General features: G+C 54.7%; 19 protein-coding genes, 1 tRNA gene, 1 pseudogene and 1 other annotated feature. Of the genes and pseudogenes, 11 read left to right on the forward strand and 10 right to left on the reverse strand.

Translation table 11 applies throughout. The features are described from left to right. Nucleotides 1-208: 208 nt before the first annotated feature. Nucleotides 209-1,234 (reverse strand): peptidylprolyl isomerase, encoded by a 1,026-nt coding sequence (locus tag HGK27_RS00775; RefSeq protein ID WP_241126759.1) that lies wholly within the window; start codon nucleotides 1,232-1,234, stop codon nucleotides 209-211. A gap of 89 nt (nucleotides 1,235-1,323) precedes the next feature. On the opposite strand from HGK27_RS00775, the gene HGK27_RS00780 reads away from it, so the two are divergent. From HGK27_RS00780 to HGK27_RS00805, 6 genes are all read left to right on the forward strand, one after another. Further along, nucleotides 1,324-1,414: transfer RNA gene (locus HGK27_RS00780), tRNA-Ser, on the forward strand. Between the two features lie 130 nt (nucleotides 1,415-1,544). Then, a complete protein-coding gene (locus tag HGK27_RS00785; protein ID WP_206237947.1) occupies nucleotides 1,545-2,690 on the forward strand; it encodes a tyrosine-type recombinase/integrase in 1,146 nt (381 codons plus the stop codon). A gap of 229 nt (nucleotides 2,691-2,919) precedes the next feature. Then, complete coding sequence (locus HGK27_RS31390) at nucleotides 2,920-3,099, forward strand: helix-turn-helix transcriptional regulator (protein ID WP_206237949.1); 180 nt, start codon at nucleotides 2,920-2,922, stop codon at nucleotides 3,097-3,099. Between the two features lies 1 nt (nucleotide 3,100). Further along, on the forward strand, nucleotides 3,101-3,652 hold the full coding sequence (locus HGK27_RS00795; RefSeq protein ID WP_206237950.1) for a hypothetical protein: 552 nt from the start codon (nucleotides 3,101-3,103) through the stop codon (nucleotides 3,650-3,652). Nucleotides 3,653-4,386: 734 nt separating this feature from the next. After that, entirely contained in the window at nucleotides 4,387-5,799 is a 1,413-nt protein-coding gene (locus tag HGK27_RS00800; RefSeq protein ID WP_206237952.1) for a hypothetical protein, read from the forward strand. 204 nt (nucleotides 5,800-6,003) lie between these two features. After that, nucleotides 6,004-7,232, forward strand: a protein-coding gene (locus HGK27_RS00805; protein ID WP_206237953.1) for an IS3 family transposase whose coding sequence is annotated in 2 segments (ribosomal slippage) — nucleotides 6,004-6,292 and nucleotides 6,292-7,232 — 1,230 coding nt in all. Because the reading frame shifts where the segments join, the coding sequence is not laid out codon by codon here. Continuing rightward, nucleotides 6,285-6,401: a sequence feature (AL1L pseudoknot), on the forward strand. Its footprint overlaps the gene before it by 117 nt. On the opposite strand, the gene HGK27_RS00810 is transcribed toward HGK27_RS00805, so the two are convergent. The 4 genes and pseudogenes from HGK27_RS00810 to HGK27_RS00825 all read right to left on the reverse strand — a co-directional run. Next, complete coding sequence (locus HGK27_RS00810; protein WP_206237955.1) at nucleotides 7,229-7,525, reverse strand: hypothetical protein; 297 nt, start codon at nucleotides 7,523-7,525, stop codon at nucleotides 7,229-7,231. The two genes, HGK27_RS00805 and HGK27_RS00810, sit on opposite strands and share 4 nt — an antisense overlap. Before the next feature lie 114 nt (nucleotides 7,526-7,639). Continuing rightward, nucleotides 7,640-8,353, reverse strand: a complete 714-nt coding sequence (locus tag HGK27_RS00815) for a hypothetical protein (protein ID WP_206237956.1) — start codon at nucleotides 8,351-8,353, stop codon at nucleotides 7,640-7,642. 126 nt (nucleotides 8,354-8,479) lie between these two features. After that, nucleotides 8,480-9,190 carry a hypothetical protein gene (locus HGK27_RS00820; protein WP_206237958.1) on the reverse strand — a complete coding sequence of 237 codons (711 nt, stop codon included), beginning with the start codon at nucleotides 9,188-9,190 and terminating at the stop codon, nucleotides 8,480-8,482. A gap of 71 nt (nucleotides 9,191-9,261) precedes the next feature. Next, nucleotides 9,262-9,537, reverse strand: a pseudogene (locus tag HGK27_RS00825) (helix-turn-helix domain-containing protein); the annotation flags it as partial. Between the two features lie 191 nt (nucleotides 9,538-9,728). On the opposite strand from HGK27_RS00825, the gene HGK27_RS00830 reads away from it, so the two are divergent. Beyond that, entirely contained in the window at nucleotides 9,729-9,965 is a 237-nt protein-coding gene (locus HGK27_RS00830) for a hypothetical protein (RefSeq protein ID WP_206237959.1), read from the forward strand. 113 nt (nucleotides 9,966-10,078) lie between these two features. Next, a complete protein-coding gene (locus HGK27_RS00835; RefSeq protein ID WP_206237961.1) occupies nucleotides 10,079-10,366 on the forward strand; it encodes a hypothetical protein in 288 nt (95 codons plus the stop codon). Between the two features lie 338 nt (nucleotides 10,367-10,704). Here HGK27_RS00835 and HGK27_RS00840 read toward each other — a convergent pair whose 3' ends face one another. The 4 genes from HGK27_RS00840 to HGK27_RS00855 form a co-directional block, all read right to left on the reverse strand. Beyond that, the gene (locus HGK27_RS00840) at nucleotides 10,705-11,295 is read right to left on the reverse strand and encodes a hypothetical protein (RefSeq protein WP_206237963.1); all 591 of its coding nucleotides are present in this window, start codon (nucleotides 11,293-11,295) and stop codon (nucleotides 10,705-10,707) included. 178 nt (nucleotides 11,296-11,473) lie between these two features. Further along, nucleotides 11,474-12,055 (reverse strand): recombinase family protein, encoded by a 582-nt coding sequence (locus HGK27_RS00845; RefSeq protein WP_241126761.1) that lies wholly within the window; start codon nucleotides 12,053-12,055, stop codon nucleotides 11,474-11,476. A gap of 221 nt (nucleotides 12,056-12,276) precedes the next feature. Then, nucleotides 12,277-14,328 (reverse strand): ATP-dependent nuclease, encoded by a 2,052-nt coding sequence (locus HGK27_RS00850; RefSeq protein WP_206237964.1) that lies wholly within the window; start codon nucleotides 14,326-14,328, stop codon nucleotides 12,277-12,279. Between the two features lie 447 nt (nucleotides 14,329-14,775). Continuing rightward, nucleotides 14,776-15,594, reverse strand: a complete 819-nt coding sequence (locus tag HGK27_RS00855; RefSeq protein ID WP_206237966.1) for a S1/P1 nuclease — start codon at nucleotides 15,592-15,594, stop codon at nucleotides 14,776-14,778. A gap of 297 nt (nucleotides 15,595-15,891) precedes the next feature. On the opposite strand from HGK27_RS00855, the gene HGK27_RS00860 reads away from it, so the two are divergent. Then, nucleotides 15,892-18,414 carry a TonB-dependent receptor gene (locus HGK27_RS00860; protein WP_241126762.1) on the forward strand — a complete coding sequence of 841 codons (2,523 nt, stop codon included), beginning with the start codon at nucleotides 15,892-15,894 and terminating at the stop codon, nucleotides 18,412-18,414. A 315-nt stretch (nucleotides 18,415-18,729) separates the two neighbouring features. Here the strand turns inward: HGK27_RS00860 and HGK27_RS00865 are convergent, their stop codons facing one another. Continuing rightward, complete coding sequence (locus HGK27_RS00865; protein WP_206237968.1) at nucleotides 18,730-20,088, reverse strand: ArnT family glycosyltransferase; 1,359 nt, start codon at nucleotides 20,086-20,088, stop codon at nucleotides 18,730-18,732. Between the two features lie 190 nt (nucleotides 20,089-20,278). On the opposite strand from HGK27_RS00865, the gene HGK27_RS00870 reads away from it, so the two are divergent. Further along, nucleotides 20,279-20,641, forward strand: a complete 363-nt coding sequence (locus HGK27_RS00870) for a DMT family transporter (RefSeq protein WP_206237970.1) — start codon at nucleotides 20,279-20,281, stop codon at nucleotides 20,639-20,641. Continuing rightward, a complete protein-coding gene (locus HGK27_RS00875) occupies nucleotides 20,638-22,098 on the forward strand; it encodes a UbiA family prenyltransferase (RefSeq protein ID WP_206237972.1) in 1,461 nt (486 codons plus the stop codon). The genes HGK27_RS00870 and HGK27_RS00875 overlap by 4 nt, the downstream gene beginning before the upstream one ends. The last annotated feature ends 16 nt before the right edge of the window (nucleotides 22,099-22,114 follow it).

The raw sequence follows: 22,114 nt of genomic DNA on the forward strand, positions 1-22,114 counted from the left end.
CATCGTCCCTTTGCGAATCGTAGTCGTTCAGCGGGTTGGCCCCGCATGCCGACAGGATGGCGGGCCGCCTTCTATCAGCGCAGGCCCATGCATGCCAGCATGCGGGCACGTATGCACAATGACAAGCCTGCGCGTTGAATACGAATTTTGATGCGTAATGCGGGGCGTTTGCGCAATGCGGTAAGGCGCCGGGCTGTGAAGCGTTTCCTCAGCTTGCGGGATGACGGCGGATGGGCACGGGGATCGAGCAGATGTCGGCGCCGGTGGCGGCGACTTTCAGGAAATCATCATGCCGGTGTGCGCGCAGATCGGCGTAGCGGGCGAAGCTGACGCTTTCGGTGGAGAGAAATTCGAAATGCGGCTGCTGATCGGCGGAGAGTTCGCTGGCGAGGCGCACCGAGAGGATCGGCGTGCGGTCGGCGGCATCCTTGTAGACGCCATTGCCCGGGGCGCGGGGGAGGGATGAGAGGTGTTCGATGCCCTCGATCACCCGGCCCACCACGGCGATGTTGCGATCGAGCTGGCGGGGCGGCTGGCCGATGACGGCATAGAGTTCCGCGCCGGAGCCGGTGTCGGGCGAGAGGTCGCGGGCGACGCCGACCGTGGCGTAGCAATGGGTGGGCCATGTGCGGCCCTGATCCAGACCGACGGGCCAGCCGTGATCAAAGTCGGTGTGTGGGGCAAAGGCGTCGAACAGCCAGCGGGACCGACCGGCAATGGAAACTGTTTGGAGCAGGTTTTCCTGTGTGGGTCCCACAATGGTGTATTGGCTTTCATCCACCTTCGCCAAACCTGCGGGCAGAGGTCTGGCCTTCACCTTGTCCTCATTGTCGCCATCGCCCCATTGCGCGACCCAATTGTCCTGCACGCGATAGACCGAAAGCCCGTCCCACCAATGGGCGGCGGCCAGCTTGCGCAGATTGCCCACCCAGCCTTGCGAGAAAGGCGCAGGGATCAGCTGGATCATGACCTGCCTCGGGTGCCCCCTGGCATCGGGCGCCAGCTCCATCACCAGCAGATCCTGCGGGGCGATGGCGGTCCAGTCGCTGGCCGGAGCTGCCTTGACGACATCGCTGGCGCTCACGGCTTTGGTTGGCGGCGGCGGTGAGGCGGGCGCGGCCTGACCCGGCAGCGCCGGGACCAAGGCGCCCAGCAGGGCAAGAGCGGCAAGCGAAGGGCGGCGGGCTGCGGCGTTGAAAGGCATGGTCTGCACTGTGCCGTCAGGCTCTTTCACAGGCAAGATCGATGAATAAACAAGAAGCGCAGAGGAAGGCTTGCGCTGCCCAAAGACAATCGCTAGGGCGGCGGACCTTACAGGTATGCGGAGCGGTGGCCGAGTGGTCGAAGGCGCTCGCCTGGAAAGTGAGTATACGCCAAAAGCGTATCGAGGGTTCGAATCCCTCCCGCTCCGCCATCTGATTGTTTCAGTCTGATTCATTCAGTCTCAAACGCCCAAAATACAAGGGTTTTGCTAAAAGCCCTGTTGCAGAGGGCACCAACCCAACCCACATAATTGCCTGCTTAGTGTGGGGAAGGATGTGGGTATGGCCTTAACTCAATTGCAAGTTCGGAACGCCAAGGCCGGTAGCCATTCGGATGGGAATGGTCTGCTGTTGCGAGTCAGTGCCTCAGGAGCCAAATCTTGGATTCTTAGGGTGCAGGTTGATGGTAAGCGCAAGGATATCGGCCTTGGCTCACTGGATCACGTGTCACTTGCTGAGGCCCGAGAAAGGGCGCGCATTGAGCGTAAGGCGGCAAGAGATGGAATTGATCTGAAGGTTGAAGCAAAAAAGCTGAAAATTGCCTCTATGACATTCAAGGAGGCGGCTGAGTCCTATTTGGATCATGCTCTGTCTTCCCTGAGCAACGTCAAGCATCAGAAGCAATGGCGCTCGACCCTCAAAACTTACGCCTATCCCACACTTGGGGAATTGGTTGTGGGCAAGGTGGATGCTCCCGACATTGCCGAAGCTCTCAAGCCTATCTGGAAAACCAAATCTGAAACGGCGCGTCGGGTTCGTCAGCGCATCGCCACAATCTTGGACCACGCTCAAGCGAAGGGGTGGCGTGACCGTGAGGCACCGGAGCGTGCCCTTTCGACGTTGTTGAAACCGATCAAGCAAAAGGCAAAGGGCAACTTCCCTGCAATGCCATATAAGCAGGTTCCCGCGTTTGTCGCAGCCATGAGGGCAGCGAAAACGACTGTGGGGCGTGATGCCCTTCTGTTTGCTATTTTGACAGCAGCAAGATCGCAGGAAGTGCGGGGAGCCCGTAGGGGGGAGTTTGACCTTGAGGCTGGTGTCTGGATTGTTGCCGCTGAGAGAATGAAAAAGCGGCGATTGCATCGGGTGCCGTTGTCTTCGGCTGCAAAGGCTATCGTGGAAGCCGCATTCAAGCGGATTGGTTCAACGGATGACGCTTTGCTGTTTCCCGGCATGAAAGGAAAAGTCATGTCGGATATGACCTTAGGAAAGGTTCTGAAGGCAAATGGCGGGGAAGGTTTCACCGTCCATGGCTTTCGCTCCTCGTTTCGGGATTGGGCGGCAGAAGAGGGCTATTCCCGTGATTGGGCCGAGTCGGCCTTGGCTCATGTCGTCAAAGACCAAACTGAGGCTGCATACCGCCGCACAGACTTCCTTGAGCAGCGAAAAGCTATGATGGAAGCGTGGGCTACCGCGTGTGAAAAATAAAGTTTGCTTTAGAAGTGCTTTTTTCGCGTCATCGGGAAGGCGATTGCAAAAAGTACAACGCCTAACATGTTGAAAACAAATCGATAAAATTAATATAGTGATCTCTGTAACATTCAATTAAAAACAATAGAAAAATCAAAATCAATTCTATTTGTTCTGCGAGCCGGAGGGGTTGCTCGGTACGAAATCGTGGCTAATAGCAGTGCTCCCTTCAACGAAAGGAAGCAAAATGAACCTGATTTCTACAAGACAATTTGTGGCTCTCACGGGCCTCTCACGCGCTACCATCTGGCGTTATCGCAAGAAGTTTCCGAATTTTCCGCAACCTATAGTTCTGTCGCCTTCCAGCATACGTTGGGTTGAGCAGGATGTTGACCGTTGGATCGATGCTTTGCGGAAGGTGGCGTGACATGAGTGCTGCATTTTCTGACAAGCCTGCCGTTCCTCGGGGCGATTTGAATCGGATCGCCGCCTGTTTGGAGGAGCTGAGGGATTCCTATCGGCAATCACCGGCGTTGATCGATCGTTATGATGAGGAAGATCCTGAAAAATATAGATTTTACAACATTGGAGCCATTCAGGCTTTGAACGTTCGGCATTCGGATCATTTGGGCAGGGTCTTTGAAAAGGATATTGCGCCCGCTCTTGGGGTTGATGGGCATACCGCTAGCTTTGACACCATCATAGAGGTGATGACGGCTCTGGGCTGGGAGTCTCCCGAGAAAATCAGCGAGATGATTGATTTGTGTGAATTGCTTGCCAGCCCTCAGCGGCCTTCAGTGTTGAAAATAGCCAAATACGAAGGTCGCTATTTGCCATCCATGCCCGAGGACATGCTTCATGGTGTGCGAGTGAACACGATCACGCCATCGGCAACGGATGTCCTCGAATTCTTTGATGCGTGCTTGGAGTTTTGGCGTGCCTGTCCTGATGCTCTGATCCAGCCTGTTGCATTGCGTTGATCCATATAGAGGCAGGACAGGGCCCGTCCTGCCGATATGAATGGATTTGCTTTTTAAGGCCTTTTCAGGGCCTTGAATCCCTTTTGGCTATTGTGTAGCGGAGGCGTTGAAATGCCTCTCAGATCGCTTTAAAATCGAAATTAGGGTATGTTGAGATGGGTGGGTAAGGTGCTTTCCAATTGTAAGAAGGGCAATACTGCTAATTTTTAGTAGTTATTATAAAGATGCAAAGATTTTTATCTTGCTGCTTAATAAAAATATAGAAATACGTGCATTGCAACTTGCTGACACGGTAAATAATCGCTTGCGCACATCTGCTTCCGGGGTTAACGAACGTCTTCCGCGACATTGGCGACTTGGGGAGTGCATCCCTTTCTTTGGTCATGTCAGGAATTTTGTCTTCTAAGGCATTTGGAAGCGTATTTGGCTGCTCAGTAGGCAATGCGCCTTTTCCGTTCTGAGAAGCGCTTACAATCGAAATTAGGGGCACTCCTTCTGTCAGTCCGATCCGGTCTGGCTGTGGGGGAGGTCTGTGCAATGAAAGGGGGTCAAAATGAGTTAGTTTTCAGCAGCGTCTGGCCTCTTTGAGGGCCTGAGGCAAAGGGTGATCCCGAAATCGTTCTCAGTATATATGTTGTTGTTTCTTTCCTTTGTTTCCCCTGCCTCCACTCTCCTCTCTCTTTATTATAAAGAGAAATGAAAAAAGGATTATGTGAAGATAAAGAAAATATAAGATGGATTTTATGGAATTTTTTGATTTAAAAGCTTATTTGGATGGCCTCGTTAAAGATAGAGGCCTATTTGATTTCAATAAAGATGCCCACTATATTTCACTGATGTTTACTCCTGAATCAAAGGAGTTTAAATCTCTTTTAAGTGAAATTTGGTCTATAATTAAGTTAAGAAAACTAAACTTAAATAAACAAGACAAGAAAATGGAGCATGCCTTAGGCGTCCTTTGCGCGGATTTGCTGATTGCACAGGGGCATAACGATGAGGGTTGGGCATTCCGATCCCAGCGTAGGGATTCCTTTACCGGAGAACCCATTGGCGTCAGGCCATTCCAAGGCGCATTGAAAGCGTTGGAAACCCTTGGGTACGTCGAGCAGACCGATTACCGTAACAACCCTGTCATTGGCTTTTGGGATAAAAAGGCGCGCCGCATAAGGCTAACGTCAGCATTCCTAGCCCTTGCTGAGGCGCATGGCGTTAAGGGTGGGGATTTATCCCATTTCCGGCTAATTGATCATACCCCGGCACCCCCATTTCCCATTGAGCTGAAAGCAGCCTCAACACACAAGGAAATCGCGAATTCCCGTAGAAAGGGCGATAAAATTCCGGGCAAGGAGATAAGGGTTAAGCGCTCTCACCCCCGGGTCAAGCAGCATGTGGCAGAAATCAATGAAATCAATGAATTTCTGGCTGTGCATAAGCTGACATATGCGGGTGATCCCGTGCAGGCTTCGTGCTGTGAAGGGTTTCGCCGTATCTTCAGTTGCGGTGATACATCTGATCATGAGTATCAGAAGGGAGGGAGGCTTTACGCCAATGGTGTCCTCTATCAAGGCTATGCGGGCAGGCAACCTGATAAACCCGAGCAACGGGAGCGCAAGAACCTCTTGATTGATGGGGAGGCAGTGGCTGAAATCGACATTAGTGGGTGTCATGCTCGCATTTTGATGGCGGGAATGGGCCAGCCGATAGGCGAGGATGTTGACCCGTATGCTTTTGAAGGAATTCCGCGCGAAGTAGTCAAAATTTTGTTCAGCAAGACCATGGGATATGACAAATTTCACACGGGATGGACGAAAAAGGACAATGAATTCTATAATCTAAAGCTGAAAATGCCCGGAAAGTTGGGAAAATATCGCTTCAAGGCCGTGCAAGATGAGGTTTTGGCCCGCTTCCCTGTCCTCGCAGATTGGCCGACATGCCCCATTCGATGGCCTGATCTACAATATATCGAAGCGCAAATTATCGTGGAAACCCTTCTGCGGCTGGCAAGAGAGTACCTCATTCCAGCCTACCCTGTGCATGACAGTATCATTGTGCCCGCTTCCAAGGCGGAAGAAGCCAAACGGGTTCTAAGGGAGGCCTTCAATAATGCGGTTGGGGTTTATCCAGCCGTGAAGGTCAAGGGGGTGTGAGCGAACGATGCCGAAACAGGCGGCCTTAGGGCCGCTTGTCTCCCTTCCAACATCTATTGGATACAGTTGCTGATTTCGTCTTTCGTCCTTTTGAGCTGTATTCTGACCATCTTAATCACCCGGTGATCGCCTACATCATCTATTTCGATAGTGAACCGCGCCGGGTTTGCCGGAGGCTCCAACTTCTGAGAAAGTGGAGCCGATATGAGCAAAACGACGAACAAGTTTGCGCCTGAGGTCCGCGCCCGTGCGGTGCGCATGGTGCTGGATCACGAAAGTGACCATCCTTCTCGCTGGGCAGCCATCGTGTCGATCGCGGAGAAGATAGGCTGCGTTCCCCAGACCCTGTTCGAATGGGTCAAGAAGGCCGAGATCGACAGCGGCAAGCGGGCCGGTGTGCCAACCGAGATGGCAGATCGCCTGAAGGCGCTGGAGCGCGAGAACCGTGAATTGCGCCAGGCCAACGAGATCCTGCGCAAGGCGTCGGCGTATTTTGCCCAGGCGGAGCTCGACCGCCCGTTCAAACGATGACCGCTTTTATCGATGCGCATCGAGATGAGTATGGGGTCGAGCCGATCTGCAGGGTTCTGCCGATTGCCCCATCCTCCTATCGGGCCCGCGTGGCACAGCGAAGCAATCCAGAGTTGCTGTCGGACCGCGCTCGGGAGGATCAGCGCCTGAAGCCTGAGGTGATGCGCGTCTTCGCTGAGAACTTTGGGGTTTATGGCGTGCGAAAGGTCTGGCGGCAGATGAACCGCGAGGGTTTTGCTGTCGCCCGCTGTACCATCGCGCGTCTGATGCGAGACCTGGGCCTGCAAGGGGTCATCCGGGGCAAGCCCGTGCGCACGACGGTCAGCAACAAGGCCGCGCCATGCCCGCTCGATCACGTCAACCGACAGTTCCATGCCCCGGCGCCCAACATGCTCTGGGTGTCTGACTTCACATATGTCGCGACATGGGCGGGGTTTGTCTACGTGGCCTTCGTGATCGACGTCTATGCTCGTTATATTGTGGGATGGCGGGTCAGTCGCACCGCTCATGCCGGCTTCGTGCTGGATGCGCTGGAACAGGCCATCCATGAGCGCCGCCCGGTGCATCGTGGCGGCCTCATTCACCACAGCGACCGCGGATCGCAATATGTGTCTATTCGCTATTCCGAGCGCTTGGCGGAGGCGGGCATCGAGCCCTCTGTCGGCAGCGTGGGGGATAGCTATGACAATGCTTTGGCCGAGACCATCAACGGCCTCTACAAGGCTGAGGTAATCCACCGGCGCGGGCCATGGCGGTCCTTCGAAGCCGTCGAATATGCCACGCTCGAATGGGTGGACTGGTTCAACCACCGAAGACTGCTTGAACCGATCGGCAACATACCACCTGCCGAGGCCGAAGAACTCTATTACGCCATGCTGGACGACGTCTCCATGGCTGCCTAACTTAAACCAAACAGCCTCCGGCAAACCCGGCGCGGTTCAATAGAGTTGAATGACGATAATCCTGAAAAATTTGAGATGGATGTCTTTTTTTCGCCATGGAAAACATTCGGTGCGCCGTAGTCGCTTAGGGACTTGGCGATACACCATTCCAGTTCAAGCATGCTTCTTTTAGATTCCGCTTCTTCGAATGGCCTATTGTCCCAAATCGTTTTATATGTGTCTGCTGTTGCCGTAGCGGGCACTGCTAGAACGGAAAATGACGTAATGGCATAAAATATAGATGAATTTTTCATGATGGCCTCCAAAGGAAGTCATGGTGTGAGGTTTGAGATTTCAAATTTTGTTAAGTCATTCTGGAATTCTGTGAAATTTCCATTGAATGAATTTGGACTTCGACTTTGCTGTCGTTAGTCTATGATCGCGAGAAAGCGGCCATACCAAGAATCTAAATTAGATAAGGCGCCTTTTACAGGAAAGGCATTCAAATCTGCACCGGAATGATTTTTATAAAAGTGTATGATTTTGACCGGAGAAGACAGGCTGCTGGTATAAACTTTTAGAGAAATGGATTTTATTTTTTCTTCATTTCTACGTGATGCGGTAACGCCACCAACTAGGAGCCCTACTGGTCCAAGGAGTAGCCCACCCAAAGCTGCGCGGCCAACTTGGCTACCTCGGTTCACCTTCGTAACCGAAGAGCCATTCTTCTCTACCTCTACGGAAACTATCTCATTGTAATTAAATAATTTATGAGATTTTGAGTTTTCCATGAAGCATACTTTTTTTCCGGACGTATCTATGGCAACGGCAGCGCCACCGTGTGTTCCGGAAAAGACGTAAGACGGGTTGAACCCCTTTATCTCCCGCATCGCTTTTTCGACGGAATTAGCTTTAGCGATCTGTATGATGGCTATCGCGGAAAAGACAATAAATATCAAAATGATAATTGTCACTGACGCCCCCGATTCAATGTTGGAGGCGATTTCCCGGCGCGAAGCCGGGTGTTGGAAACCTTGCGTACGCACAAGGCGCCGCCATTTTAGGCGCAAACCTTGGACATACGACGGCCACCCGGCAAGAAACAGGGTTTCCGCCGGTGCGTACGTTTTTGGGGTTTCCACGCCCCACGGCTGGGACTCACCAGCCGCAAGCCCCTCATTGCAAAATGGGGGTTTAGAGTAAAGGGAGGAAATAGAAATGTAGATAATAAAGTGCGAAATGATTTGTCTTTTTGCGCAAAATAAATTTCAAAATTTTGAAAATTCAATTTGAGACTTGCAGTCAGAATCAATTATTTTTCTGGTTCCATCCTTAAATATAACCAAATATTTTCCAGAAATTGGTGTAAGAATTATGTAATCTTTGCAAATTCTTGCATTATCTGAAAAACTCTTCACATCCATAATTCTATGTTTTTCTCCATCATTATACCCATTGAAGAAAACTCCTATGGTGAATGCTATAGACAGCCATCCAAGATCCGCTGGCATACCTGAAAGGCGAATTGCATCACAAAGTTTCCAATAGGGAAATACGATGGATAGCTGTAAAACCGCTGCAACTAGAGCAAAATCCACATACTTGAGCTGCTCATATATTACATAAGTGGTAAGAGAAATGGACAAGCAGGCGATCAGCAATGCGATGAGAATAATTTTTTGAATTCTTCTTGATGTAGCTCGTGGATCTGGATCACCCTTCTGAGTTAGTTCCTCTTCAAAACTTATATATCCATTTCTGTGTCTGAAATATATTAGCAACAATGGTAGAAAAAAACTGCCGAAATAAATAGATATCAGATGCTGTAGAGTAATTGTAAAAAAATCTGATATCGAAAAAAATGCAGATAGGCTTGATCCAAAGCCACTGGAGTAGCCATATATATACAATGTACATGTGATCACATGAAATACAGGCCACAAAATCATATATCCGGAAATCTTTTTATCGATATCCATATATAAACCCCAAAATGCGTGATGGTTTTCCGAATTTTCAAAAATTATTTAGAATTATGGCTGTTTATTTTTTAGGAAGGCAGCTCTTCCGGCGAAATATCCCATGAGCTACTCGTCACGCCTTCATCCTGATTGACCTTGGGAAAGCACCATGGTCCCTCGTCCTTTGCGCGTGCGAGAGCGCCTGAGTTCGCACTACAAACCCGCCACCTTCGCGTGACTTGCATCAGATGCAAACTCCCCGAATCCCGGTATACGCTGGCCCTTCCAATCCCAAGCCGCTTGCTGATCTCAGTTGGACTGATGCCCTCTGCTCGCATCCTGTGAACCTCATTAAAGGGGATAGATGGCCTGCGTCCCTGCTGACCCCATACCGTAGAGCTAGATCGCCTAGGGGAAAGCCGTTCGAGCGCTCTGGCATGATCCTACAGTTACCTCCACGGATACTCCGGATTTCGGAATGTCTATCCCCCTTTTATGGGATAGGCAGCGCTGCCCGTGCGCTTCATGCTGTTGTCTCCCCTAAAGGAGATGATCCATGGATGATGAAGCATGCAAGGCTGTGGGCTCGGTGCTAGCGATCATTGGCGACCTACTTGAAAAGAACGGCATCTGCACGATGATGCAGCTCGCTAACCGGATCGGTAATATGGCCATGGTGACGGAGAGCGCGGGGCCCCAATTTGAGACCCGCGCCGGGTACTTGGCGATCATGGCCTTTTGCGTGAAGGCGGCGGCGGAAGGACCTAGTGGAGCCTCGGGCCAGGACAACTGAGAGGGGATGCAGCCGGACTAGCATGCTCATATCCTCCGATACTCTCCCTAACTTTCCTGCCATTGCCCACCTGATCACCCACGGTTATGCATTACGGGTGAAAGGACCATCTCATGAAGTGGTGGAATCGCCTTTGGAGGCGCACATCGAACAAGCCGATTGCGGGCGTCGAATTTCGTGTGATCTCCACCTTATATAGCTTTGATGGCAAGAGATCTGCTGAGATCCGCGAATTCTCTCACGGCAAGACCTACCTGCTAGAAGCCGATTGGGTGGAAGGCACTGTTTTCAAAGAACGGCATGATGGCAGGCTTGTCGGTCCTTTCGGATCGCCAAAACTGGCCGAACGGTTCATCATCTCAACGGATTGGTTCAGGGGGAGCAACAGCCGCTCAAACTGATGTCCGCTCACCCTAATTTTCCTGCCATGGGCAAGGTCATGCCCGCAGCCTGTTAGCTGTCGGTGGGTTAGATTTGTCGCGGAGGGCGGCTATCGGCCCCTTGGGCAGAAAAGTTGCCGTTCCGGTCCCGACAACTTAGCGGACATCGCCACGGGCAGGTGTCGAAGCCTGCACCCGACAAGCGGGACCGTTGTGACGGTGCGTCTACCCTTCCGCCACCGTGGCCTACTCAGCATAACGCCTGTTCGGCTGGAAACCATATCCTCGCGAAAAATTCTGCCTTTCCGGAGCCGACAACCTTGCGGACGATCATTCATCTGGCAGTTTTGAAGATCGATCTAGTGACACGGTGGGTGGGTGGGTTGGTGATCTGGGTCACCATAGACGACTTGGCCGTTCGCTAACCTATGGGGCACGCACAAAGCAGGATTGGGATTTTCACGCCATTCTATCAGGAAGTTCCATGCGGCTTCGTCATGCACGTGATCTAACCACCCCAGTTCTCGACGATTGTTCCGATATGTGTCTATCAGCAAATCCAGAGATTCCGGTATAAGATCAAGGCGATCTTTTATGAGTTGTACCCATGTACCAGCGGGAACTGACTGACCGTGGTCGATGTCGAGGCTACCAAGCACCTCATCGTTTGCAGTGTAATAGCCGGTAAAACCTTCCTGAAAGATACCCCTCTTCGTACCGGGCTTGTGTTGGTCCAACCACAGCCGGAAAGTTGGAATTTCTATCCCAACAATCCCCAAAAGACGAAAGCCCCAAGGTCGGCGTTGTGCGTCTAGGGAAAAATAGGACGTAACCTCGGCAGGCCCTTCTCGCGTCCATACTTTCCAGCCCCCTTTAGATAGGCGCTTATCAACAAAGCCATCAGCTCGGAATGCGTCAGCTATTTGAGATCGAAACTCTTTAACGTCCACGATGAAAACCCTTCGCCCCGCCAACGAGAGCTGTGTCTTCCATTTTTTATCCTGAATTAAAACCCTCTATGCAACCGAAGGAAGCTTCCTCGAATACAGAGCGTGTCCGCTCTCCCTAACTTTCCTGCCATTGGAAGGCCGGAAAGCTGACCCTGATAGCTGACATAGCCTGCTGGGGCTATAAGGCCCGCTTCTCAACTCGCTGAATAGCAGCCCTGCTAACCCCATACCGTTGGGCCAGAACGCCAAGGGAAGTGCCTTTAGCGCGTTCGTCCATGATTTCCTGCTGTTGGGCTTTGGATAGTGCTGTGGGCCTTCCCAGCGCCTTTCCTTGTGCCTTTGCGCGTGCCAGCCCTGATTGAGTGCGCTCAATAAGAAGATCACGCTCAAACTCTGCCACAGCCGATATCACGCTCATGGTCATCTTTCCGGCTGCGGAGGTAAGATCTACGCCTCCCAGAGCCAAGCAATGAACCTTGATGCCATCTGCTGCCAGCCGCTCAACCGAGGTGCGTACATCAATGGCGTTGCGCCCCAGCCGGTCCAGCTTTGTCACCACCAGCACATCACCAGCCTCCAAGCGATCCACCAGCTTGGCAAAGCCCTTGCGCTCCATGGCGGCAACAGAGCCTGAGACGGTTTCCTCAATGATACGCTTGGGTTCAACGGCAAAGCCAGCCGTTTGAATCTCCCTCGCTTGGTTCTCTGTTGTCTGATCGAGGGTGCTGACACGGCAATAGGCAAACACGCGGCTCATCATCACATCCTTGTATCGATTCTCTGTATCGAATTTAGATGTGTAACGATAATGCCGTCAAGGTATATTCCGATACAGTTTCCGGACCTGTATCGGAAACGGAGGTTTTCGATGAGAATGATGAAACCTATCGCAGTATGAAAAGCCAGCCTGTTGAATTTCTAAATCTGAAAAAAAATATCAAGCGGGGTTCGCTATTAATTATGCGAACCCCGGCGATAAATTCATTTGTCTAAATATTCAATTAAGACAGAATTTATAGATCGCCACGTCTCCGTCTTTCTTGTGGACATGACGGAAATAATTGTTTTCTTAAATTCTGATTTGCTCATCTTTATTTCATATTCTTTATATAGGTCATCAATTAAGATCTTCCCACTCGCTACCTTTTTCCAGTCCGTTTTCCACGTCGCTTCGAATTCGCTATGAGCTCTTTCGCATTCAGCGACAAAGGCATCGACCCATGTAGTCTCTTCCAGTGCAGTGACGTCGTCCTTGAGTTTTTCAATCCGTTGCCAGAGGATTTTTGCTGCATCCGGGATCGTCTTCAATTGAATTTCTTTCGGCCTTAGGCCTGCATTTTCGGGCTCGAATTTGTTATATACGCTTGCTATCACATGACTATCGAGCTGCCTGATAGCAATTTCTTCCAATTGCTGTGAAAAGGAGCCGCGAGATTCGGGGGGGTGTCCTGATTTTTCAGATATTACGTCAAATAAAATTTCCTCGTCTAAGAGATAATTTTCGATGCAATATCTTTCGAGCTGATAGACCTTCACCAAGTTTGAGCTTTTCAAGTCAGAGATGTTCCTGTCTCTATCGAAAATGAACAACTGCTTTTTTGTTAGATTCCCATTTTTTTCTTGTTCTTGCAGTTTTGGGATATCTTTTTCTATCTCGGACCGACCTCCAAGAGGTTGAACTTTGAAGCCCTGAAGAGAGTCTGCATAGCCAGCCTGTAGAATAATGGCATCATGATCGCCTTCGACAAAAACAGATCCTCTTGAGAATAGAAGATCGGAAGTGCTAGCGCCCAAGCGGTTTAATACTTCAAAAACCTCTTTGCTATCTTGTTGATAGATGGGGGTAATGTCGGTCGATGTTCTTAAGTGAAATAATTTTGATTTTTCGTCTTCAAAGGCATCGCGAACTATTTCAGGAGAGTGGCTGCAAACAAATAACTGCAGCCCTTTTTCCTCGACGCAACGATCTTTCATAAACCGTGTGATGCGGGAGCAAACGGCAGCGTTCAAATGAAGCTCAGGTTCGTCCAGCATGACAATTGTATTTTTGTTACTGCTTAGCCTGAGAGTGAGAAACGTGAGGATCAATCCTTTTTCCCCACTACTCATGCTGTCTATATCAAAAATTTTCCCAGAGCTCTTTTCTTCGACCAAAACTCGCAAAACGCCCTGTTCGCTGAAGGAAACGCCGGAAAGCTTTTTGCCGGGAAGTAATTCGTCAAATATTAAGTTAAACTCTTGCGAAAGTTTCTCTCTACCGCTTTCGCTTAAAAGAAGGTTTTGAATGATTAACTGCTTTAATCGACCCCATTTTACTGCGGGCTGGGCAAGGTGGGACATTATTTGCTGTTGAATGTCGCCGGACCCAAGTTGAATAGCAACTTCTCCGCTTGGAAGTGCGCGATCAGCAGTGAAATAATTGAAATTGGTTAGATTTGGGGTCAACGATCTTTCGAGGAAATTGATAAAAATCTGAGAATTTATATCAGCACCCTTGGCTATTCCACTTTCAGTTTCAAGAGAAAGATCCATATTGTATTCGTTTGATATGCTAATTTTCTTAACAATTTCATTAACGGCGCTCTTCGCTGATTGTAATTGAGCCTGACCTTGCGGGGTTGAAAGAAAAGAGGTTAGGTCAGTTGCGCTATCATTAATTGAGCGGGCTAACTGTGTTTGCAAAACCATCATTGAAAGCGGTTCAACGGAGGTTTTTAAACGATCAATTTCATCCTGTTCTAATTTTATTATCATTTGAATATTTATAGGTTTTGTGGGGTCGTTGGCAAGCAATGCAAATGGCGCATTAGTCGCTACACCTCCGTTTTGAACTGCTCCTAAGCTGACTAAAACCTGTTGCGCTTCGCCACTGTATCTTTGGGCCAATAGCGACTTGCAGAGCCTGATCGCTTCAAGGATCGTCGTTTTACCAACGGCATTCGGGCCAGCTATAACATTCAGGCCTCGGCCAGCATCAAATGATATTTTTTCAAGACCACGAAAATTCTTTATTGTAAGGCGCTCGATGTGCACGCGAAGCTCCTATGTTACCGTTGCCTAAGCAACTTAGATAGCGCGCGGTTAAATGTGAAGAGCCTATGGGTGGCGGTCTTACATCACCCCATTTCTGTCGCTATTTATGTGACCTTTGGGGTGGAGTGGTGCAGATGCTTCCACTTTTTCCTGGAAAGAAAGTGAAATGGAAAAGTAGATTTCCCTGCTCGTATTTTACCGATGCGGCACATATCGCGTTGATGTGGCGGGCATCGGTGGAGCGGTGTGTTTCCAGTCAGGCCAGCAGTCGCAGTGGCAAGTTCGAGATTTTAATCTCCCCATGTGTGGGTAAAAGTGTGGGATCTCTAAAAGGGATGTGGTCATAAGTTTATGAAATAAAAATATTATTTATGTTTTTTGGAATCCCTCCCGCTCCGCCATTACCCTTGTCAGCGATATTATTCGGCCTTGGGCCGACCGGCTCTCTCAAGAGCCTGCGGTCTCCGGCTGGAACATCGCGTTGAGATAGGCCGCGATCCTCACGCCTGCCTGTTCCAGTCGCTCATCCACCTCCGCCTGATGCTGCTGCGCGTAATCCTCGGACAGTTTGTGGGTCTGGGGGTAGATGGTTTTGCGCAGGGCGATGCTCTCATGCACCCATTGCTCGGGTGAAGAAGCGCTCCAGGCCGAGACCTGCGTCGGGGTGATGCTGGCCGACAAAGCTGAAGCATAGGTCGCCGAAGACAGCCCGCGATGCTCGATCAGCCCGTAATCCCACACGCCATGCAGCGGCATCGGGCGGCCCAGAAACACCACGGGTACATCATTGCCGCCATGATCATTATGGTCCCCACCCGCGCCCGCATGCAGCGGCTGGTGCAGATCGCCGATGATATGCACGACGAAGCGCAGGGCGACACGCTTCTCCTCCTTGTCGCGCTTCGGATCGCGCAGCACGGCGCTGTAGGCGGCCAGAGCGCTGATCGCATCGCCCTCGCGCGGGCGGTCGGAGGGCTGATAGTCGTCGCCCGCCACTGTCACATAATGCCAGTGCCCGGCCCGGTGCCGCCAGAAATCAGTGGGGGCCGAGCGCATCTCATCGGGCCATGTCGAGGCCTGCGCCAGATCCTCCTTGCCCATAAATTGATGGATTTGCGCGGCAGCAGCCTCGCTCAGATGTTTCTCGGCGATCAGGCCGGTGATCTGATGGCCTTCGGCGCCCCAGGCCAGAGCCGGGGTGGCGGATACCGTCATGGAGAGCAGAGGGGCCAGAAAGGCGGCGGAAATCAGAGAGGTCAGTCGCATGGCGGGCCGGATAAGTCAGTGATGTTGCAGATCAGAGGCGGAACGCGCAGCACTTTCGCGTCAAGTCTGGGGTTGGCTGCCTGAATAGGGGCTTTCTGTTTCATGTGATGGGCCAGACTGTGGCATTTTTGCGTCTAAATGAAATTTATATAGCAGAAGCATATAAATTTGTCATGAATTTGCCGCCGCCAGCCCCTAGCCAGCAGCATCCGTCCGCTTGTGCGGATGCGAAAGACTTTGAATTCACAGGGGCACATCAATATGTTACGTTTTGCTCACGCAGCTTCGCTGAGTGTCATGGCGGCTGCACTGCTCACCGCCGCACCCGCCTTCGCCCAGTCCACCGGCACCCAGACCTTCGAAGGGTCGATCGTGGTGAACGGCAAGAAGGACATCAAGCCGATCGAGGGCATCACCCTGCCTGACACGCCCAAGGAAAAGCGGGTTTTCGATCAGGATATGATCGACCACCAGACTGCCGGCCAGACCGTGGATGATATCATCAACTACATGCCTGGCGTCAGTTTCCAGAACAACGGCCCCTATGGCGACGCGGGCGGCACGCTCTCGATCCATGGTTTCGACGGCAGCCGCATTTCGCAGACGCTCGACGGCATTCCGATGAACGATTCGGGCAATTACTCGCTCTATCCGTCGGAGCAGATCGATTCCGAACTGATCGAGCGTATCGACGTCACGCTGGGCTCGACCGACATCGACAGCCCGACCGCCTCGGCCACCGGCTCGACGGTCAACTACATCATGCGCAATCCCACCGAGGATTTCCATGTCCGCATGAAGGGCACCGTGGGCCAGTGGGACGGCATGCGCATCTTCGGCGTGGTCGATACCGGCATCTTCACGCCGTTCGGCACGCGCGCGCTGCTCTCGGCCAGCCGCCAGACCAGCTCCTTCCCCTATGATCCCAACGCCAAGCTGTCACGCGCGCAGGCCAACGCCAAGATCTATCAGCCGATCGGTTCGGCCGATGATTTCCTCTCGCTGGCCGGTTGGTGGAGCCAGTCGCGCGGCAACCGCTATGGCGACGTGCTGCTCAACGGTTCCTACCCCACGGCCGCCAATGTGCGCGCCGCCCTTGCCGCCGGCACCTGCCAGGAAGCCGTGGCAACCCCGGGCAAGAAGGACACGGCCAATGGCTGCGGCACGTCCTATGATCTGGGCTATAACCCCACCAATCGTTACAACATCCGCATGAACAGCCGCTTCACGCTGGGCCATGGGCTGATCCTGACCTTCGATCCCAGCTACAACTACACCAAGTCGAACGGCAGCGCCGCCGTGACCGCCACCGAAGGCACCTACAGCCTGAAGAACGGCACCAAGACCACGTCGATCGCCGGCTTCATCGGCGGCAAGCCCTATCTGGGCGGGGTGGATCTGAACGGCGATGGCGACACGCTCGATACGGTGGAGATGGATGCGCCCACCAACACCGTCACCAAGCGTATCGTGGCGGTCACCAACCTGATCTGGAAGGCCAATGCCAGCAACACGCTGCGCCTGAACTACACCTTCGACCATGCCTATCTGCGCCAGACCGGCGAGCTGGGCCAGATGCAGCAGAATGGCGAACCGGCCAGCTATTTCACCGATGGCAACCCCATCCTCGACGCTTCGGGCCTGCCGATCGAAAAGCGCAACCGCTCCTCGATCTCGATGCTCAACCAGGTGGCGGGCGAATATCGCGGCGAGTTCATCGACCATCGGCTGGTGCTGACCGGCGGGGTGCGCGCGCCCTTCTTCCATCGCGACCTGACCAACTATTGCGTCTCGGAATCGGGCGGCAGCGGCTATGTCGACTGCTTCAACAACCCGACCTATCAGGCCGCCTTCCTGGCCGCCAACCCCACCTATCAGCCACCGCAGTCGCGCCACTACAATTTCAACAGCGTGCTGCCCAGCGCCGGTTTCACCTTCAAGGTGATCCCCAGCACCAGCCTGTTCTTCGACTATTCGCAGGGCATCTATGTGCCCAGCACCGACAATCTGTATGACTCTTTCGCCTTCGCGACCTCGGATTCGCGCTCTGCGCCCGTGCCCGAGCGGACCTTCAACTTCGAGGGCGGCGTGCGCTACAAGACCAGCAAGGTTCAGGCCGAAGTGTCGGGCTGGTACACGGTCTATCATAACCGCATCGCGGAATCGAACATCGTCAGCCCGCAGGACGATACGACCACCATCACCGTCTTCACCAATCTGGGCACGGTTCACAAATATGGTGTCGATGCCAGCGTCAGCTACAAGCCGGTGTCCGCGCTCAGCTTCTACGTCTTCGGCTCCTATCTGAAGTCGAAGATCCTGGGCGACGTGTTGAATGGTGCCTGCACCGCCAACAATGTGAAATATGGTGATTCGGCCGGCATTGGCACCTGCACCGCCGTGGGCCAGTCGACCTATGCGCTGACCGCCGGGATGCGTGAATCGGGTTCGCCCACCTTCATGATCGGCACGCGCGTGCAGGCCCATGTCGGTCCGCTGGACATCGGCATTCAGGCCAAGCACACCGGCCCGCGCTATGTGAACGACCAGAACACGCCGTTCTACACCAGCGCGACCAACCACACGGTGATCTTCCCGTCGACGGCGGCAGCCTATACGCTGGTCGATCTGGATGTGCGCATGAAGGCTGGCTTCCTGGGTCTGAACGACAAGACCTATCTCCAGCTCAACGTCCACAACCTGTTCAACGAGTTCTATGTTGGCGGGTTCAGCGGCGGCACCGTGTCGAACACCTATGCACCCTATGCCTATGTCGGCACGCCGCGCACGATCAGCGGCTCGATCAACGTCGCGTTCTAAGTCAGGGCGAGGCAAGACAAGAGGGGGCGGGCGTCTGTGGCGCCCGCCCTTTTTTGGTTTTGAAGATCAAGAGAAGATGCGAGGGGTTACCCCCTCGCGCTCCCATAACGTCTTCCGACGAAGCGGCAGTGGTGCCCCATCGTGGCGCTTTTGCCTCTCCACCTGCACAAGGCTAAAGCGCCGCAGGCAGCTTTTCATGATCGATAAGCTTTAAAGCCTGCAGCGCGGCGATCTTACCCTATGGCCGAACCCTTAGCGCCTACGCTGACAATTAAAGGGAGCGCGAGGGTTATGACCCTCGCATTGTCTCTTTCCTTAAAGCCCCTTCAACCGCTGCCTCATCCGCCCCAGCGCCATCGCGGCGAAGAGGATCAAGGCCGCCTCCGCCGGATTGCGCAAACGGCCCTGCGCCTGATCCACCATCTGCGCGCTCAGCAGCACATTGATCAGCCATGCCGCCGTCACCAGAGTCAGGAAAATCGGATCGCTGGGTGCTGCGGGAGCCGCGCGCATCGCTTCCCGCAGCAGCACCAGCACGCGCCACAGCACAAAGGCGAAGAACAGGCCCGTCAGCAGCGATCCGGCCTCTTCCAGCAGGAAGACCGGGCTCAGCACCTGCGCCAGCCACGCCTGCCTGGCATCATGGGCATAGACCAGCTGCTGGCGCCATCCGGCGGGATCGCGGCCGATGCCGAGGTAATCCACGGTGATCTTGGTGGTGTTGCCGCGCACAAAGACCGTCACCGTATCCAGCACCGCCGCCTTGATGAAGGGCACGGGGTGCAGCCGCACCTCGGTGAGGAAGCGGGCGGGCGAGGTGCCGGCCTCCTGCGTCACCACATCCTCGGGCGGGGTGATGCCATTGGCTTTTTCGGTGATCAGGATCTTGCTGCGCAGGTTCCAGGCCAGATTGGCGCTGCCGGTGTTGTAGCCGATATGGCCGGTGACGGACGTAAAGATCGCCACCCAGATCGCGAAAGGCACCAGCGCCATCGCCGCCATCGCATAAAGCCCGGGCCGCTTCAGTCGCGCCCGTGCCGGCGGGCTCAGCAGCGCCAGCACGAAGGTGACGGGCAGCATCAGCAGCACGACAGGGCGGGTCAGCATGGCCAGCCCCAGCGCCAGCCCGCCGATCAGGAAAGGTGCGATCCTGCCGCCGCGCAGCCCCGACAGCGTGGCATAAAGCCACACCATGCAGAGCGGGGTGACGATCGCCTCGGTCACCAGCTGATGCGGAAAGGCCAGATTCTGCGGGATGCAGGCATAGATCAGCCCGCAGGCCAGCGGGGCCCGGGGCCATGGAGTTACCCGCCCTGCGAGACGCGCCACCAGCCATGCCGCCAGCACGGCCAGAGCGATCTGCATCACAATCACGCCCACCGGCCCGGCCAAAGTCCAGGGGATCAGCGCGAAGATATATTCGCCCGGCACGATGGGCGATTGAGTCATGGCCGGCAGCAGCGGATCATGCAGATCGGCGAAGATTTTCAGGATGCGCGTGCGCTCCAGCCCGCGGTCGCCCCAGGAAAAGGCGCGGAAATCGGTGGCCCGATCGTAGGCCAGAATCAGCAGATGCAGCCCCAGCGTGATTGCCGCCACCCACAGCGCCTGTTTGCGGACCTCGGGAGGCAGGGCGGCGCTATCGCCGGTGAGGCTTGGCTTGAAAGCAGGCAAGGATGATCCCCAACAGGCTGAAACGTCGGCACTGAAACAATGATGGGGCTTAGAACGCATCCGCGTAAAATTTCGCTGAATTGCGGTGATCGCCATCTTGCCCCTGATCGATAGCGATAGCAGGATGTTCTATCCGAACAGAAAGGATTAAGGCAATTGGGCTAGGGAAAGCGCTCTGCCGGAGTCCCTTATGCGTCTGCAATCCCTTCTTCTGATCCTGCTGAGCGTGTCGCTCTCCGCTGTTGCTCAGCTGCTGCTCAAGATGGGCGTGGCCAGGGTGAAGCAGGGCAGCGCGCTGTCGGCGGGGATGGCCTATGCCACATCGCCGCAGATCATCGGCGGCTTTGCGCTGTATGGGCTGGGGGCTTTTGTCTGGCTCTATGTGCTCTCGCGCCTGCCGCTCAGCGCGGCCTATCCTTTCGTGGGCATCGGCTTTGTGCTGACCATGGCATTCGGCGTGCTGGTGCTGGGCGAAAGCCTGAGCGCCATGCGCCTGCTCGGCACGGCGCTGATCGCGGTGGGCTGCGTCTGCGTCGCGCGGAGCGTGGCGTGAGCGCTTCGGCCCAGCCGCTGCCTCAGCCGGAGGAGCAGGTCCCGCTGGTGGTCGATCTCGACCAGACACTGGTGCGCGGCGATATGGCGCTGGAGGGGCTGGTCAAGGTGATCGGTCTGGGGGTGAGGGCGTGGTTCACCCTGCTGGCGCTGCTGCTGCGCGGCCCGGCGCCCACCAAGGCATGGCTGGCGCGACGGCTGGCGCACAGGCCTTCGACGCTGGCGCTGCGCGAGCCGGTGATGGCGCAGATCGCCCTGGCGCGACAGGAAGGCCGCCCGGTCATTCTGGCGACAGCGGCGCATTGGCGCGTGGCAAAGCGCGTGGCGGCACTGGCCGGGCCCTTCGATGCCGTGCTGGCCAGCAGCTATCGCCGCAATCTCAAGGGCCGCACCAAGCTGGCCGCCATTCAGGCCCATGTCGGCGGGCCTTTCGACTATATCGGCGATTCCCCCGCCGACCGCCCGATCTGGCAGGCCTCACGCATCGCCTATACGGTGGGCGTGGACACCGGCGTGCCTCAACAGCAGCGCCTTGCCCCCGCGCCCAACCCGGTGCGCGCGCTGGCCCGCGCTCTGCGCCCGCATCAATGGGCCAAGAATGTGCTGGTCTTCCTGCCGCTGGCCACCTCGGGAGAGCTGGCTCATCCCGCGCAGATCGGCCATGCGCTGCTCAGCTTTGTCTGCCTCTCGCTGATCGCGTCGAGCGTCTATCTGGTCAATGACATGCTGGATATCGACGCGGACCGCATTCACCCCAAGAAGCGCCGCCGTCCGCTGGCCGCTGGCGATCTCTCGATCCCCTTGGCGGTGGTGGTCGCGCTGGTCGGCACGCTGACGGGGCTGGGCGCGGGGCTGTTCTGGCTGGGCTGGCCTGCCTTTGCGGCGCTGGCCACCTATTGCGCGCTGACAGTGACCTACAGCCTGCGCCTCAAGGCCGCGATGATCGCCGATGTGCTGGCGCTGGCCTGCCTTTACACGCTGCGCATCGCGGTGGGCGCGGCGGCGATCCATGTGCCGGTGTCATTCTGGCTGCTGCTGTTCTCGGTGTTTCTGTTCCTCAGCCTGGGCTATCTCAAGCGCTATATCGAGCTGCGCGGCAGCCTGCGTGAGGAGCATGAGCTGCTCAGCGGACGCGGCTACACCCCCTCGGACGAGATGATCGTGGCGATGAATGGCGTGGCGGCGGGGATGGTCTCGCTGCTGGTGCTGGCGCTGTTCGCCGAGGATATGGGGCATGCCGGGGGCCGCGCGGGCACCTATGCCAGCCCGCAGCTGCTGTGGCTGCTGCCCTTGCCGCTGCTCTATTGGCTCAACCGCGTGTGGATGATGGCGCGGCGCGGCGAGGTGGATGGCGACCCTGTCGCTTTCGCCATCACCGACAAAAAGAGCCTGACCGTCGGCTTGCTGCTGGGGCTGATCCTGCTGCTGGCCAAGTTTGTGGCCCTGCCGATGGGGTAAGGGGGGCGTTCAGGCC

This window comes from Novosphingobium terrae (genome assembly GCF_017163935.1).
GTDB classification, from domain to species: domain Bacteria; phylum Pseudomonadota; class Alphaproteobacteria; order Sphingomonadales; family Sphingomonadaceae; genus Novosphingobium; species Novosphingobium terrae.